The sequence below is a fragment of the Micromonospora aurantiaca ATCC 27029 genome (assembly GCF_000145235.1).
Taxonomy (GTDB): Bacteria; Actinomycetota; Actinomycetes; order Mycobacteriales; family Micromonosporaceae; genus Micromonospora; species Micromonospora aurantiaca.
The window spans coordinates 4,004,189-4,018,764 of record NC_014391.1 but is presented as its reverse complement, the minus strand read 5'-3'; the positions used below and the strand labels follow the sequence as shown (position 1 = coordinate 4,018,764).

13 protein-coding genes are annotated in these 14,576 nt (G+C 73.6%); 4 read left to right on the top strand and 9 right to left on the bottom strand.

What is annotated here, in order from left to right:
- Nucleotides 1-30: 30 nt before the first annotated feature.
- Nucleotides 31-1,665, bottom strand: coding sequence for a glucose-6-phosphate isomerase (gene pgi, locus MICAU_RS17880; protein WP_041799264.1), 1,635 nt, complete (start codon nucleotides 1,663-1,665; stop codon nucleotides 31-33).
- Between the two features lie 247 nt (nucleotides 1,666-1,912).
- On the opposite strand from pgi, the gene MICAU_RS17875 reads away from it, so the two are divergent.
- The 3 genes from MICAU_RS17875 to MICAU_RS17865 all read left to right on the top strand — a co-directional run bounded on the left by MICAU_RS17875 (nucleotide 1,913) and on the right by MICAU_RS17865 (nucleotide 5,807).
- Nucleotides 1,913-3,853: an ABC transporter ATP-binding protein gene (locus tag MICAU_RS17875; protein WP_013286743.1), complete on the top strand. Its 1,941-nt coding sequence runs from the start codon at nucleotides 1,913-1,915 to the stop codon at nucleotides 3,851-3,853.
- A 77-nt stretch (nucleotides 3,854-3,930) separates the two neighbouring features.
- Complete coding sequence (locus MICAU_RS17870; protein ID WP_013286742.1) at nucleotides 3,931-4,980, top strand: aldo/keto reductase; 1,050 nt, start codon at nucleotides 3,931-3,933, stop codon at nucleotides 4,978-4,980.
- A 284-nt stretch (nucleotides 4,981-5,264) separates the two neighbouring features.
- Nucleotides 5,265-5,807 carry an RNA 2'-phosphotransferase gene (locus tag MICAU_RS17865; protein WP_013286741.1) on the top strand — a complete coding sequence of 181 codons (543 nt, stop codon included), beginning with the start codon at nucleotides 5,265-5,267 and terminating at the stop codon, nucleotides 5,805-5,807.
- Nucleotides 5,808-5,814: 7 nt separating this feature from the next.
- Here the strand turns inward: MICAU_RS17865 and MICAU_RS17860 are convergent, their stop codons facing one another.
- From MICAU_RS17860 to MICAU_RS17835, 6 genes are all read right to left on the bottom strand, one after another.
- On the bottom strand, nucleotides 5,815-7,098 hold the full coding sequence (locus MICAU_RS17860; protein ID WP_013286740.1) for a sulfite oxidase: 1,284 nt from the start codon (nucleotides 7,096-7,098) through the stop codon (nucleotides 5,815-5,817).
- Nucleotides 7,099-7,181: 83 nt separating this feature from the next.
- Entirely contained in the window at nucleotides 7,182-7,820 is a 639-nt protein-coding gene (locus MICAU_RS17855) for a hypothetical protein (protein WP_013286739.1), read from the bottom strand.
- On the bottom strand, nucleotides 7,817-9,223 hold the full coding sequence (locus tag MICAU_RS17850; RefSeq protein ID WP_013286738.1) for a selenium-binding protein SBP56-related protein: 1,407 nt from the start codon (nucleotides 9,221-9,223) through the stop codon (nucleotides 7,817-7,819). Before MICAU_RS17850 ends, MICAU_RS17855 begins: the two co-directional genes overlap by 4 nt.
- Before the next feature lie 16 nt (nucleotides 9,224-9,239).
- The gene (locus MICAU_RS17845) at nucleotides 9,240-9,965 is read right to left on the bottom strand and encodes an ABC transporter ATP-binding protein (protein ID WP_013286737.1); all 726 of its coding nucleotides are present in this window, start codon (nucleotides 9,963-9,965) and stop codon (nucleotides 9,240-9,242) included.
- The gene (locus MICAU_RS17840; protein ID WP_013286736.1) at nucleotides 9,938-10,774 is read right to left on the bottom strand and encodes an ABC transporter permease; all 837 of its coding nucleotides are present in this window, start codon (nucleotides 10,772-10,774) and stop codon (nucleotides 9,938-9,940) included. Before MICAU_RS17840 ends, MICAU_RS17845 begins: the two co-directional genes overlap by 28 nt.
- The gene (locus tag MICAU_RS17835; protein ID WP_013286735.1) at nucleotides 10,771-11,742 is read right to left on the bottom strand and encodes a sulfonate ABC transporter substrate-binding protein; all 972 of its coding nucleotides are present in this window, start codon (nucleotides 11,740-11,742) and stop codon (nucleotides 10,771-10,773) included. The genes MICAU_RS17840 and MICAU_RS17835 overlap by 4 nt, the downstream gene beginning before the upstream one ends.
- 143 nt (nucleotides 11,743-11,885) lie before the next feature.
- Here MICAU_RS17835 and MICAU_RS17830 point away from each other — a divergent pair, with 143 nt between their 5' ends.
- Nucleotides 11,886-13,052 (top strand): LLM class flavin-dependent oxidoreductase, encoded by a 1,167-nt coding sequence (locus tag MICAU_RS17830; RefSeq protein WP_013286734.1) that lies wholly within the window; start codon nucleotides 11,886-11,888, stop codon nucleotides 13,050-13,052.
- 150 nt (nucleotides 13,053-13,202) lie between these two features.
- On the opposite strand, the gene MICAU_RS17825 is transcribed toward MICAU_RS17830, so the two are convergent.
- On the bottom strand, nucleotides 13,203-13,712 hold the full coding sequence (locus MICAU_RS17825; protein WP_013286733.1) for an NUDIX domain-containing protein: 510 nt from the start codon (nucleotides 13,710-13,712) through the stop codon (nucleotides 13,203-13,205).
- Between the two features lie 34 nt (nucleotides 13,713-13,746).
- Nucleotides 13,747-14,343: a riboflavin biosynthesis intermediates N-glycosidase gene (gene ybiA, locus MICAU_RS17820; protein ID WP_013286732.1), complete on the bottom strand. Its 597-nt coding sequence runs from the start codon at nucleotides 14,341-14,343 to the stop codon at nucleotides 13,747-13,749.
- Nucleotides 14,344-14,576 lie beyond the last annotated feature (233 nt).

Sequence of the window (14,576 nt, the reverse complement as noted above, 5' to 3'; positions counted from 1 at the left end):
CGGTCTACGCGGGACGCCACGGGCGCGCGGTCAGCTCCGGCCGCGCTCGGCCCGGTAGCGGCGGATCAGCTCGGCGGTCGAGGTGTCCACGTCGGCCAGGTCCGGATCCGGCCCGGTGAGCTTCGGCGCGAGCTGGTTGGCCATCACCTTGCCCAGCTCCACACCCCACTGGTCGAAGGCGTTGATGTCCCAGATCGCGGCCTCGGTGAACGTGATGTGCTCGTAGAGCGCGATCAGCTGACCCAGCGTCGCCGGGGTGAGCTTCGGCGCCAGGATCGAGGTGGTCGGGTGGTTGCCCGTCATCACCCGGTGCGCCACCACCTCGGGCGCGGTGCCCTCGGCCTCCACCTGCTCCCGGGTCCGCCCGAACGCCAGCGCGGCGGTCTGGGCGAAGAAGTTCGACATGAACAGGTCGTGCATGTCGCCCAGGTCGTGGTTGGGCCGGCTGAACGCGATGAAGTCCGCCGGGATCAGCCGGGTGCCCTGGTGGATGAGCTGGTAGAACGCGTGCTGCCCGTTGGTGCCCGGCTCGCCCCAGAAGATCTCCCCGGTCGGGTACGTCACCGGCGAGCCGTCGACGCGTACCGACTTGCCGTTGCTCTCCATGGTGAGCTGCTGGAGGTAGGCGGGGAACCGGTGCAGGTACTGCGAGTAGGGCAGCACCGCGTGGGTCTCCGCGCCGAGGAAGTCGGTGTACCAGACGTTGAGCAGGCCGAGCAACGCCGGCACGTTGCGCTCCACCGGGGCGGACCGGAAGTGCTCGTCGACCACGTGGTAGCCGGCCAGCATCTCGCGGAACCGGTCCGGCCCGATCGCCAGCATGACCGACAGGCCGACCGCGGACGGCAGCGAGTAGCGTCCGCCCACCCAGTCCCAGAAGCCGAACATGTTCTCCGGGTCGATGCCGAAGTCGCGGACCCGCTGCTCGTTGGTGCTGACCGCGACGAAGTGCCGGGCGATCGCGTCGTCGTCGGCGTCCAGCCCGGCCAGCAGCCAGCGCCGCGCCTGGTCGGCGTTGGCGATCGTCTCCTGGGTGGAGAACGTCTTGGACACCACGACGAACAGCGTGCTCGCCGGATCCAGGTCGGCGGTCTTGTCGTGGATGTCGGTCGGGTCGATGTTCGACACGAACCGGCAGCTGATGCCCGCGTCGCGGTACGCCTTCAGCGCCTCGTACGCCATCACCGGCCCGAGGTCGGAGCCGCCGATGCCGATGTTCACGACGGTGGTGATCCGCTCGCCGGTGTGGCCCCGCCACGAGCCGGAGCGCACCCGCTGCGCGAACGCCGACATGCGGTCCAGCACGGCGTGCACGTCGGCGACCACGTCCTGGCCGTCCACGGTGAGCGACGCGTCCGCCGGCAGGCGCAGCGCGGTGTGCAGCACCGCCCGGTCCTCGGTGACGTTGATGTGCCGGCCGGCGAACATGGCCGCGATCCGGTCGGTCAGGCCGACCCGCTCGGCGAGCGCGCCGAGCAGCGCGATGGTCTCGTCGGTGACCAGGTTCTTGCTGTAGTCCACGTGCAGGTCGGCGACCTCACCGGTGAGCCGCTCACCCCGCTGCCCGTCGGCGGCGAACAGGTCGCGCAGGTGCGTGGCGCGCATCGCCTCGGCGTGCTTGCGCAGCGCCTGCCATTCGTCGGTGGTGGTGACGTCCACAGCCATCGGGTCGATCTTCTCCTTCACGACGGGCGGTCGGCCGGCGCGCGCCGGCGAACCTCACAAGCCTGCCACCCGGACCGGTCGCGCGCGACGCGACCCGGCGGCGACCACCGTGCGGGCGGGTCTTTCCGGTCACCGCCGCGGGACACGCCGTTGGGACGTCTGTACGACACGCCGGTTACTGAATGACATATTTCGATAGCGGAACGTAGTATCCAGCGTTGCTGCCCGAACGCGTCGAGGGGGTGCCATGGCCGGGGTGATCCACCCTCGTCCACCGTCCGACCCGGAGGAGCCGGTGGGGGAGACGACCCTGCCCGAGCTGGTCGATCCGCACTGGATGCACCGGGCCACCGAGCTGGCCCACACCGGATTCTGGTCGGTGGCACGCCGGCTGCCCGCGTTGATCCGCGAGGCGATCACCCTCGCCTGGGCGACCAGCCGCCGGGACACCGCCGCATCGCTGGGTCTCAACGTCGCCGCCGGTGTGCTCACCACGCTGGGCCTGCTCGCCACCACCGGAGTGCTCCACCAGCTGTTCGCCGCCGGCCCGACACCGGACCGCATCCGGGCGGCGCTGCCCGCCCTGACGCTGGCGGCGGCCGCCGTCGCCGGGCGCGGCGCACTGACCATCGCCGCCGGATGGGCGCAGGCCCGGCTCGTACCGCAGATCAACTTCACAGTGGAGCGGCGGCTGTTCGAGACGACCTCAGCGGTGGAGCTGGCCGCCTTCGACGACGCCGGTTTCGCCGAGGAGATGGACCGCGCCCGCGACCGGGGACTGGTCGAGGCGGGCTCCCTGGTCAACGACACGGTCAACCTGGTCACCGGTGTGGTCGGCGTGATCGCCACGGCTACCGCGGTGACGATCATCCACCCGCTTCTGCTGCCCTGCCTGGTCGTCGCCGCCGCGCCGGAGGCGGTGACGGCGGTACGGATGGCCCGCCGCCAGCACGTCGACTGGCTCGCCCGGATCACCCGGCGGCGACGCAAGTGGATGCTGGGCGACCTGATGGCCAACCGGCACACCGCGGCCGAGATCCGCGCCTACCAGATGCGCGACTTCCTGCTCTCGGAGTACCACCTCATGACGCGCCTGGAGACCCGCGCCGAGCTGCGCCTGGCCCGGGCGCAGACGATCACCCGGGCGATCGGCCTGTCCGTCACTGGGATCGCCACGTTCGGGCTCTACGCGGTTCTGGGGACGTTGCTCGTCGGGGGCGTGGTGGCGCTCGCGGCGGCGGCCACCGCGCTGCTGGCGCTCCAGTCCGCGCGTACGAGCCTGCGCACGGCGATCTTCGCCACCAACTCGCTCTACGAGGACGCCCTCTACTACCAGGACTACCGCGACTTCCTCGACCGGGCGACCCGGCGGATCCCGGCCGGCGGGCACCTGCCGGTCGACGGGTTCACGCGCATCGACGTCGAACGGGTCAGCCTGCGCTACCCGGACACCGACAGCGCGGCGGTCGACGAGGTCAGCCTCACGGTCCGGCGCGGTGAGGTGATCGCGCTGGTGGGGGAGAACGGCTCCGGCAAGACCACGCTCGCCAAGCTGATCGCCGGCCTCTACCGGCCCACCGGCGGCACGATCCGCTGGGACGGCGTGGACGCCGCCGAACTGGATCCACGCCAGACCGCCGCCCAGGTCGCGGTGATGAGCCAGGACTGGTGGAGGTTCCCGTTCACCGCCCGGCAGAACATCCGCGTCGGCCGCCACGACCGTGCCGGCGCGCAGGGACCCAGCGTGGAGACCGCCGCCCGCGACGCCGCCGCGCACGACATGATCAGCGAGCTGCCGTTCGGGTACGACACGCTGCTGGACCGGCAGTTCAAGGACGGCCAGGACCTGTCCGGTGGGCAGTGGCAGCGGCTGGTGGCCGCACGCGGCCTCTACCGTGACGCCCGGCTGCTGATCTGCGACGAGCCGTCCGCGGCGCTTGACGCGCGTGCCGAGCACGCCCTCTTCCAGCACCTGCGGCGGCACCCGGACCGGGCCGTCGTGCTGATCACCCACCGGCTCGCCAACGTCCGGCACGCCGACCGGATCTTCGTGATGGACCACGGCCGGCTCGTGCAGTCAGGCGACCACGACACGCTGATGGCCCAGGGCGGGCTCTACCGAGAGCTGTTCGAGTTGCAGGCGGCCGGCTACCTCGCCGGCAGCGCGGAACCCGCGGCCGAGAGTTGACCTCCAGCGCACTCGAACTCCTACCGTGACCGGACCGCGCGCCACCCGGCCGGCGCGGTGCAACCCAGGGAGTTCACATGCGCTATCGCGTCCTCGGCGGCACCGGCATCGAGGTCAGCGTCCACTGCCTCGGCACCATGATGTTCGGTGCGGTCGGCAACCCCGACCACGACGACTGCGTCCGGATCGTCCACAAGGCACTCGATCAGGGGATCAACTTCGTGGACACCGCCGACATGTACTCGGCCGGCGAGTCGGAGGAGATCGTCGGCAAGGCCCTGCGCGGCCGCCGCGACGACGTGGTGCTCGCCACGAAGGTCCACTTCCCGATGGGGGAGGGGCCCAACCGGGGCGGCAACTCGCGACGCTGGATCGTCCGGGCGGTCGAGGACAGCCTGCGTCGGCTCGGCACCGACTGGATCGACCTCTACCAGGTGCACCGTCCCGACCACACCACCGACGTCGAGGAGACGCTCGGCGCGTTGACCGACCTGGTCCGGGCCGGGAAGATCCGCGCGTTCGGCTGCTCGACCTTCCCGGCCGAGGAGATCGTGGAGGCGCACCACGTCGCCGAACGGCGGGCGCTCGGCCGCTTCCGCACCGAGCAGCCGCCGTACTCGATCCTGGCGCGCGGCATCGAGACGTCGGTGCTGCCGGTCTGCCGCCGCTACCGGATGGGTGTGCTGGTGTGGAGCCCGCTGGCCTCCGGGTTCCTGTCCGGCCGGTACCGGCAGGGCCGGCCCGTCGACCTCGGCGCGGGCCGCCCGGCGCTCACCCCGGCCCGGTTCGACCCGGCGCTGCCGGGCAACACCGCCAAATACGCCGCCGTGGAGGAACTGGTCGCGCTCGCCGACGAGGTGGGCTGCACGCTGCCGCAACTCGCCGTGGCGTTCGCCGCCGCGCACCCGGCGGTCACCTCGACCATCATCGGACCGCGCACGATGGAGCAGTTGGACGCGCTGCTCGCCGGGGCGGAGCTGACGCTCGACGACGCGGTGCTGGACCGGATCGACGAGATCGTCCCGCCCGGTACGAATCTCTACCAGCCCGACGGCGCCTGGTCCCCGCCCACGCTGACCGACCCGTCCCACCGCCGCCGCCCCCTCCCGGAGCGGGCCGCCGCCTGACCCTCGCCCCTCCCGCCCTCCCGCCTCCGTCCCGACCCTCGGCTCCCCGGCTCGTCGATCATGGGCTTCCTGCCCCGGCAAAGAGTGCGAACCGGGCATCCGAGGGGCAGAAACCGCAAGATCGACGGGGCGAGGCGGGGCGAGGCGACGCGGGAAAGGCGGGGGCGAGGCCAGGCGACGCGGGAGCGGCGGGGGGAGGCGAGGCCGGGAGGGCGAGGGCTGAGAGGGAGAGCGGGCAGGGGAACTGCGTCGACAAGGGACGAGGGCGGAATCAGACTGGGCGGGTGGAACATCGCGATCTCGTTCGGGTGAGCAAGCGGCTGTCGCTGGCGTTGCGGCACCGGCCCGACACGTTCGGGCTGCGACTCGACCGGGCGGGCTGGGTGCCGGTGGCGGACGTGCTCGCCGGGCTGAGGATCAGCCGCGCCCAGCTGGACGCCGTGGTCGCGGGCAACGACAAGCAGCGCTTCGCCGTGGAGGCCGGTCCGGACGGGGCCGACCGGATCCGCGCCAACCAGGGGCACTCCGTTCCGGTCGACCTCGGCCTCACCCCGGCCGCGCCGCCGCCCCGGCTGTTCCACGGCACCGGCGAGGCCGTGCTGGACGCGATCCGGGCGCAGGGGCTGCGCCGGGGCGGGCGGCACCACGTACACCTGTCGCCTGACGTGGCGACGGCCCGGCGCGTCGGTGCGCGCCGGGGCGGCGCGGTGGTGGTGCTGACCGTGGACGCGGCGGCGATGGCCGAGGCGGGGTACCTGTTCTACCGCTCGGCCAACGGGGTGTGGCTCACCGACACCGTGCCGCCGCCCTACCTCAGCACCACCTGAGCGGCGGTCAGCAGGCGGTCACCGGGTGGGCCACGACGGCGTCGAACAGGTACGCGAGGTCGTTCGGCGCGGCCCGGTCGGGCTGGACGGCGCCCGTGCAGTCGGTGGCGCGGGCGCGCAGGACGTGCCGGCCCGCTGCCGGGGGGCACCACCTGACGGTCCAGCGCTGCCAGGCTCCGCCCCGGTCCGCGGCGACCAGGTCGGCGGGGCGCCACCCGTCGCCGGTGTCCACCTCGACGTGCGCGATCGGGCCGTTGCCGGACCAGGAACGGCCGGTCAGCAGCATCTCCTCGCCGGCCGGCACCCGGGCGTCCCAGGGCAGCTCGAACGCGCTGCGTACCGGCTGGGCGGTGAGCACTGTGCCGTCGGCCGGGTGGCCGGGGCCGAACATCCGGTAGAACTGCGTGTTCCACGGCGAGAACAGGGGAGTGGTGGAGACCTCGATCGCGCCCACCCACTTGATCGAGGAGATGCCGACCCAGCCGGGCACCACGACCCGCACCGGGAAGCCGTGGTCGGGGGGCAGCGGCTCGCCGTTCATCTCGTACGCCAGCAGCACGTCGTCGAGCGCCTTCGCGACCGGCATCGGGCGGCGTACCCGGCCGAGGTTGACCCCGCCGGAGACGTAGTCCGGGTCGAGGCCCTCGGGCATCACGTCGACCGCCTCGTCGCGCAGCCCGGCCAGGCGCAGCACCGTGCCGAGCCGCACGCCCCGCCACCGCGCCACGCCGACGCTGCCCAGCCCCCACGCCACGCCCGGGGTCGGCTCGTCCTGCTGCTCGGCGAAGTAGCGCCGCCCGTTGCCGGCGCACTCCAGCAGCGCCGCGTGCTCCTCGGCGGGCAGCCGGCGCAGCTCGTCGAGGTCGAACTCGACCGGGTTGTCCCGGGTGGGTGCGCCGCGCAGGCCGTCGCCGAACAGGCGCAGCCGCCAGGTGGCCGCGTCCAGGTGCGGCGTGACCGTGTGGTTGCGGACGAAGAAGCGGTCGATCGGGACCACGTACCCCTGGCCGGCCATCGACGGCCAGCGCATCTCGGCGTTGGTGTCCAGCGGGCGCAGCAGGTCCGCCGGCAGCGGCTTGACGATCGGCGCGCCGGGGTCGACGCCGACCGGCGCGGACGCCACCGCGACCGGCTCGCGTTCCGCGGCGGCGGCGGTCACCGCGGCCATGGCCGCGCCCACCTCCAGCAGCCGGTCGCGGTCGACGCCCGGCCCGTGCGCCTGCCCGGCGAGCCACTGCCGGCTGCGGTCGGCGTCGTGGACGGCTTCGGCGGGGGACGGGGACTGACTCACGGCTGACCTCCGGGGTAGGCGACGCTGCCTTTCCTATTCAATCAGTAGGACTTTTCATCGATCCGTCGCAGGTGGCGGCGACCTCACGCCGTAGCGATCAGCGTCACCACGCCGGCCGCCACGAGCACACCGGCCCACAGCCGGTCGACGTTGAACCAGGCCCGGCGGAGCACACCGACGCCGAGCACCTCGTACACCAGCAGGGCCACGACCAGCGCGACGGCGAGCATGGCGACTGTGTGCACGGCGGCGGCGAGCAGGCCGGTCAGCGCGCCGGCCGGCGCGGCGGCGAGGTGCCCGGCGTGCGGGCCGGCGCCGGCCGCCGGTTCGGCGAGCAGCACCGGCAGCAGCATCAGGCCCGCGCCGTGCGCCGCGGACATCAGGAACGACCAGGCGGTGAGCTGCGCCGCCGACAGCCGCATCCCGGCCCACCGGAAGTGCCGCTCGGACAGCAGCCGCCACAGCCCGAACCCGACCAGCAGCACCCCGCCGGTCACCGCGACCAGCGTGCTCGCCGTCACCGACCGGGTGGCGCTGACCAGCGCGGCGACCACCGCCACCGACGCCAGGTGACCGGCCGCGATCGGCGGCAGCGCCGCCAGCAGCGCGGCCCGGCGGCGCTCCTGCAGGCCCCGGGCCACCGCGAACAGCCACCCCATCGCCGGGTTCAGGCCGTGGAACGCGCCGAGGCCGGCCAGCGCCGCCCAGGTCGCGCCGGTCACGGGAAGCAGTACGAGTCGGACGAGGCGTCGCCGCCCTGCAACCGGGTCTGGTGTACGCGCAGGCCGCGGAACTCCTCGCCGCGCGGGAAGAACCGCGGGTCCGGCACGAGGCCGCCGTGCTCCGGGTCGACGTCGAGCTTCGCCACCCAGGCGCCCACCCCGTCGGGGTAGAACTGGTCGTCCCAGGCGCCGTAGAGCGAGTTGCTGACGTAGACGCGGCGGCCGTCGCGGCTGATCTCGACCATCTGCGGCCCGCCGGCCAGCGGCTCGTCCGGGAACGCCGGGTGCGGGGTGCGGTTGACGATGCCGCCGAGGCGTACCGAGCCGACGCGTACCGGGTGGAACGGGTCGCTGACGTCGTAGCGGATCAGTTCGCCGGTGCCCCAGCAGGAGACGTGCAGGAACCTGTCGTCAACGGACAGGTCGATGTCGGTGACCAGCGGCGGCACCGCCCCGAACGGCTTGAGCAGCTCCGGCAGGTCGGCCGGGTCGGCCGGCTCGGCGGGGATGTCGATCACCTTGGTGACCGCCCAGGCGTCGCCGTCGCGGTGCCACAGCCAGATCGACGCGGACAGGTCCTCGACGCTGATCACCACGCCGACGAAGCCGTACGACTTCGTCGGGTCGTGCGCGGGACGCAGCTCCAGCGGCATCTGGTACTGGTCGCCGAGGTCGACGCGCTGCACGTGCCGGCGCCTCGCCAGGTCCCAGAAGTGGATCGCGTGCCCGTACCGGCGGCCCAGCAGCAGCTCACCGACGATGCCGTCCTCGATCATCGACGGCGTGCCCCACTCGCTGGTGACCAGCACGTCCTGCGTGTAGTGCCACCAGAAGTCGTACGCCAGGAACTGCGGCCCCCGGTCGGCCTCCCACGCGCCGCGTACCTCGAACGTGGTGTGGTCGAGCACGGCGATGCCGCCCGGCCCCTCCTGCCCGTCGGCGCCGCCGAGCGCGGAGACGTAGATGCCGTCCGGCCCGCAGTGCACCGTGTGCGGGCGGGAGTACCCGGCACGCCTGCCGAGTTCCTCCGCTCCGATCACCTTGACCAGCTCGGGGCGGCGCGGGTCGGGCTTGGTGTCGAGCACGTGGATCCGGGACGAGCGCAGGCCCGGCACGATCAGGTAGCGGCGCTCCACGTGCGGGTGCGGCGCGGTCGGGCAGAGTGCGCTGCTGCACGCGTTCCACCCGAAGTGGTGCAGCTCGTCGCCGGTGTCCGGCAGCTCGGTCCAGCCCACCACCCGGCCGTACGAGCCGGAGTCCGGGTCGGTGTCGAGCACCGCGATGGCGTCGGGGCGCTGCCCGGCGCGGTCGAACGCGGCGACGTACGCGAGTTTCTCGGCCGGCGCGGCGGCGGCGAGCGCGGGGGAGGGATAGAAGGTCGGGTCGGGTGTCCAGCGGGTCATGGGTTCTCCCTCGCGGTCAGCCGGCGGGTACGCCGAGGCGGTCGAGCAGGTGGCGGCGCAGCGCGCCGAGGGCCGGGTCGTCGGGGCTCGGGGACGGGCCGAGGCGTACCGGCACCTCTTCGGCGATCACGCCGTCGTCGAGGAGCAGGACGCGGTCGGCCAGCAGCAGCGCCTCCTCCACGTCGTGGGTGACCAGCAGCGCGGCGAAGCCGTGCTGGGCGCGCAGCCGCCGCAGCAGCCCCTGCATGCGCAGCCGGGTCAGCGCGTCCAGCGCGCCGAACGGCTCGTCCAGCAGCAGCAGGTCCGGTTCGCGGACCAGCGCGCGGGCCACCGCGACCCGCTGCGCCTGCCCGCCGGACAGTTCGGCCGGCCAGGCCCGGCCCCGGTCGGCGAGACCCACCTCGGCCAGCGCGCGGCCGACCCGGTCGCCCACGTCCGGTCCGGTCAGCCCGAGCGCCACGTTGTCTGCCACCCGCTTCCACGGCAGCAGCCGGTGCTCCTGGAACACCACGGCGGCGGTGCCGTGCAGCACGTGCTCGCCGCCCGCGTCGCCGTCGAGCCCGGCGAGCACGCGCAGCAGCGTGCTCTTGCCGGATCCGCTGCCGCCGAGCAGCGCCACCGTCTCGCCGTCGCCGATGGTCAGGTCGACCCCGGCCAGCACCACCGACGGGCCGAAGGACCGGGTCACCGCGCGTGCGGTGAGCACCGGCCCGGTCAGGTCGCGCGCAGTCCGCGTCGCCACGCCAGCGTCCTCCTCTCCGCGTACCGGATGAGCAGGTCGGAGGCCAGCCCCAGCAGCGCGTAGATGAGCAGGCCGAGCACCACCACGTCGGTCTGGCTGAACTCGCGCGCCTCCATCATCAGGAAGCCGACGCCGGTCTGCGCGTTCACCTGCTCGCCGACGACCAGGCTGAGCCAGGCCGCGCCGATGGCCAGCCGCAGCCCGAGGAACAGCGCCGGCAGCGCGCCGGGCAGCACCACGTGCCGCAGCCGGGCCACCGCCCCGAGACCGCAGGTGCGCGCCGCCTCCACCAGCCGCTCGTCGATGTCGCGGATGCCGGCGTACGTGTTGAAGTAGATCGGGAAGAACGCGCCGAGCGCCACGAGCGTGACTTTCAACGACTCGCCGATGCCCACCCAGATGATCAGCAGCGGGACCAGTCCCAGGTGCGGCAGCATCCGGGCCATCTGCACCGGCGGGTCGACCAGATCGTCGCCGAGGCGCAGCAGCCCCGCCGCCGCGCCGAGCACGAGCGCCAGGCCGCCGCCGATGAGCAGGCCGAGCGCGGCGCGGGTGAGCGAGTCGAGCAGGTGCACGCCGAGCGTCCCGTCGCTCGCCAGCCGCCACCCGGTCGCCAGCACCGCGCTGGGCGCGGGCAGCTTCTCCGGCGCGAGCAGCCCGGTCCGCGCGGCGGCCTCCCAGGCGAGGACCAGCACGACCGGGCTTGCCGTGCGCCGCCACCGCCGCGGGGCGCGGGCCCGCGACCGCCGCGGCGTCACCCGATCGGGTACGACCGCAGGACTCGCCTCGGCCAGCGCCGGACCGCTCACTGGAACGCCTCGTTGAACCGGCCGTCCACCCGCCCGGCGATGTCGACCGGTCCGGGCACCAGCTTCAGCTCCACGAAGCTGTCCGCGATGGCCTGCAACTCGGCGCCGATCTCCGGCGTGACCGGGGCGAGCGGCTTGGCGCTGCGGGCCAGCGCCCGGGTGGTCACGTCGAGGGGGATCTTCAGCTCCGGGGCGAGGACGGCGGCCCGCTCGGCCGGGTGGGCGATGCCCCAGTCGGTGGTCTGCCGGTACGTGTCCAGGAACGCCCGTACGTCGTCGGTGCGGTTCTTCACCGCATCCGGCGCGGCCAGCACGTACTCGCGGTTGCCGGCCAGGCCGGTCGCGTCGGCGAGCACCCGTACGCCGGGCTGCTCGGCCAGCGCGAAGTAGGGATCCCAGATGATCCACGCGTCGACCTGCCCGTTGTCGAACGCGGGCCGTCCCTCGGCGGGCTTGAGGTACTTCACCTTGATGTCGGCGAGCGTCATCCGGTTCGCCTCCAGCAGCTTCACCAGCAGCCAGTGCACGTTGGAGCCCTTGTTCAGCGCTACCGTCTTCCCGCGCAGGTCGGCGAATCCACGATACGGGCTGTCCGCCTTGACCAGAACCGCCTCGCCCTGCGGGATCGGCTGGGAGGTGCCGACCACGGAGAACGGGATCTTCCCGGCGGCGGCGAACACCGGCGGCGCCTCGCCCACCTGGCCGATGTCGATCGAACCCGCCTTGAGCGCCTCGGTCAGGGCCGGGCCGCTCTCGAACAGCGACCAGGTGACGTTCTTCGCGTCGCCGCGCGCCTTGACCAGGCTGAGCCCGCCGAAGCGCTGATAGCCGATCCGCAGCGGGCCGTCGCCGCCGCCACTGGCGTCGGCCGCCTCGCCGCCGCAGGCCGTCAGCGCCGTCGCGGCGAGCAGCGCGAGGGTGGTGAGCAGCGCGGCCACCGGCCGGCGGCGCGATCTGGGGGTACGCATGGCGACTCCTCGGGGAGGGATGGGCCCGGCCGTCGGCGGGCGACAGCAACCTACCAACCCGATAGGTTTTATGGGTAGTGTGTCGGCGTGGTCGTCCCACCACTCAGGAGGCGACCCGCCCGATCCCGCACCGGAGGTACACCATGTCGCTCACCTTCCACTGGTTCCTGCCGACCTACGGCGACAGCCGGGACATCGTGGGCGGCGGCCACGGCGTACCGGTCGGCACCGCCGGCGGCGCACGGCCCGCGAGCGTCGCGTACCTGGGGCAGATCGCCCGCACCGCCGAGCAGCTCGGCTTCGCCGGGGCGCTCACCCCCACCGGCGCCTGGTGCGAGGACGCCTGGCTGACCACCGCCATGCTCACCGAGGTCACCGAGCGGCTGAAGTTCCTCGTCGCGTTCCGGCCCGGCCTGCTCTCACCCACCCTCGCCGCGCAGATGGCGTCCACGTTCCAGCGCCTGTCCGGCGGGCGGCTGCTGCTCAACGTGGTCACCGGCGGCGAGTCCGCCGAGCAGCGCGCGTACGGCGACTTCCTGGACAAGGACGCCCGCTACGCGCGTACCGACGAGTTCCTGCACGTGGTGCGGTCGCTGTGGCGCGGCGAGACGGTCGACCACGACGGCGCCCACGTGCGGGTCGAGGGAGCCCGGCTCGGCCGGGTGCCCGACCCGGTGCCGCCGGTCTACTTCGGCGGTTCGTCCGGCGCGGCCGGGCCGGTGGCGGTACGGCACAGCGACGTGTACCTGACCTGGGGCGAGCCGCCCGCGCAGGTGGCCGGCAAGCTGGACTGGATCCGCGGGCTCGCCGCCGAGGCCGGCCGCGAGCTGCGGTACGGCATCCGGCTGCACGTGATCAGCCGGGACACCGCCGAGGAGGCGTGGGCCCAGGCGCGCAAACTGCTCGACGGCATCCCCGAGGCCGACGTGCGCGCCGTGCAGGAAGGGCTGCGGCGCAGCGAGTCCGAAGGGCAGCGGCGGATGCTCGACCTGCACGGCGGCTCCCGCGACGGGCTGGAGGTCTCGCCGAACCTGTGGGCCGGATTCGGCCTGGTACGCGGCGGCGCGGGCACCGCGCTGGTCGGCAGCCACACCGAGGTCGCCGACCGGATCGCCGAGTACCACGCGCTCGGCCTGGACGAGTTCATCCTCTCCGGCCACCCGCACCTGGAGGAGGCGTACTGGTTCGGCGAGGGCGTGCTGCCGATCCTGCGGCGGCGCGGGCTGTGGCGGCACCCGGCCGGCGAGCCGGAGACCGAGGCGCCGGCCGCCGTGCCGTTCTCACCCCAGCCGGTCCCGGCCCGCGTCTGACCCCGCCGCGCCCGTTTCCGGGCTGGAGCGTGCCGGGCCGTCCGGCGCTGCCGGATTCGTCGCGGTCAGGGCCGGGCGCTGCCCGGGGTCGCCTCGGTCAGATCGGGCGGCCCCCGGGTTCCGGTCAGATCGGGCGGCCCCCGGTTCCGGTCAGATCGGGCGTTGCTCGGCGAGGAAGTCGGCCAGCACCCGGGTGTGCGTGGAGAAGGCCAGCTCGACCGGATCGGTGAGCACCAGCCACTCGGTGGCCTCCTCGGTCGGCGCCGACGGCGGCAGGTCACCGACCGGCCGCTCGGGCAGCACGCCGAAGACCATCATGGTGCCGCCCGCCGGAGCGCCGTGCACCGCGAACAGTCGCGCCTCGCCGGCCTCGGCCCGCAGCCCGGTCTCCTCGCGCAGCTCACGCACGAGCGCCTCGGACCACTCCTCGCCGTACTCGATGAAGCCGCCCGGCAGCGCGAGCTGCCCCCGGGCCGGTTCGATGTCGCGGCGTACCACCACCACGCCGAGCCCCTCCGGCATGCGGACCGGCAGCACCGCCACCGCCACCGGCAGCGGATTGCGCCACACCGTCTCGCCGCAGGAGGAACAGACACGCGGCCACCCGGAGTCCGCCGGGTAGGCAGCGCCGCAGAACGAGCAGTGCGAGTACGCGGTCACGCCGCAGCACGTTACCCGGACCCCCGGCCCGGGGTCAGGCGTCACCCCCTCGGCCGGCGAGCGTGGCGCGCGCCTCCATCAGGGCGAACCCGAGCAGGTTGTCGCCCCGCCAGGTAGCCGGGTCGGCAGCCCGTGGATCGTCGGCGGTCAGGCCGATGCCCCAGATCCGGTCGGTCGGGCTGGCCTCGACGAGCACCCGGTCGCCTGTGCCGAGCAGGAACCGCCGCAACGGCTCGTGCCGGCCGAACTTGGCGACGCTGCCGGCCACCACGATCTCGTAGCGGCGGGCCGTCCAGGTCGCCTCGTCGAAGTCGCGGACCTGCCGGCCGAGCGCCTTGGCCCGGTGCGGATGCCCGGCGGCCAGCACCCGCTCAGCGATCGCGTGGTCCCCGAAGAGCGTGGCCTTGTGCCACATCATCCAGTGCTCGGCGGTGGCGAACTCCCGGCCGTCGACTGTGAACGCCGCCGGCCACCACTGGCTCAGGCAGCTCGCGCCGACGCTGCCGTCAGGCCGTGGCCGGTGCCCCCAGAAGTGCAGGTACTTGACCGTCTGCCCGGCGTCGAGTGCAGTGGTCAGGTCGGTGACGGAGCGGATCGGCATGCCCCGCAGTCTGCCCCACCCCACCGACATCCCACCGCCGCATTTCACCCCGGGGACGGCACACCGGCGTCACCGTCCACCACGGACATCTCCGTCCGGCCCCGCTCTCCCCGCCCGCTGCCTCGGCTCGTCCGCTCACGTCGACATTCCGACCACGCGCGCCTCGCGACGTCGAGCCACATTCGCCTGCCCGAGCCGGCCGCGCATCTTGACTGCAGAGAAGGCCGTCCCGCATCACGAGATCCCGAGAGATCTTGGAGCGA

What these genes read in the sequence shown, in the direction of transcription:
- pgi (WP_041799264.1), bottom strand. Translation starts at nt 1,665, where the DNA reads ATGGCTGTGGACGTCACCACCACCGACGAATGGCAGGCGCTGCGCAAG.
- MICAU_RS17870 (WP_013286742.1), top strand. Translation starts at nt 3,931, where the DNA reads ATGCGCTATCGCGTCCTCGGCGGCACCGGCATCGAGGTCAGCGTCCAC.
- MICAU_RS17875 (WP_013286743.1), top strand. Translation starts at nt 1,913, where the DNA reads ATGGCCGGGGTGATCCACCCTCGTCCACCGTCCGACCCGGAGGAGCCG.
- MICAU_RS17830 (WP_013286734.1), top strand. Translation starts at nt 11,886, where the DNA reads ATGTCGCTCACCTTCCACTGGTTCCTGCCGACCTACGGCGACAGCCGG.
- ybiA (WP_013286732.1), bottom strand. Translation starts at nt 14,343, where the DNA reads ATGTCGGTGGGGTGGGGCAGACTGCGGGGCATGCCGATCCGCTCCGTC.
- MICAU_RS17835 (WP_013286735.1), bottom strand. Translation starts at nt 11,742, where the DNA reads ATGCGTACCCCCAGATCGCGCCGCCGGCCGGTGGCCGCGCTGCTCACC.
- MICAU_RS17850 (WP_013286738.1), bottom strand. Translation starts at nt 9,223, where the DNA reads ATGACCCGCTGGACACCCGACCCGACCTTCTATCCCTCCCCCGCGCTC.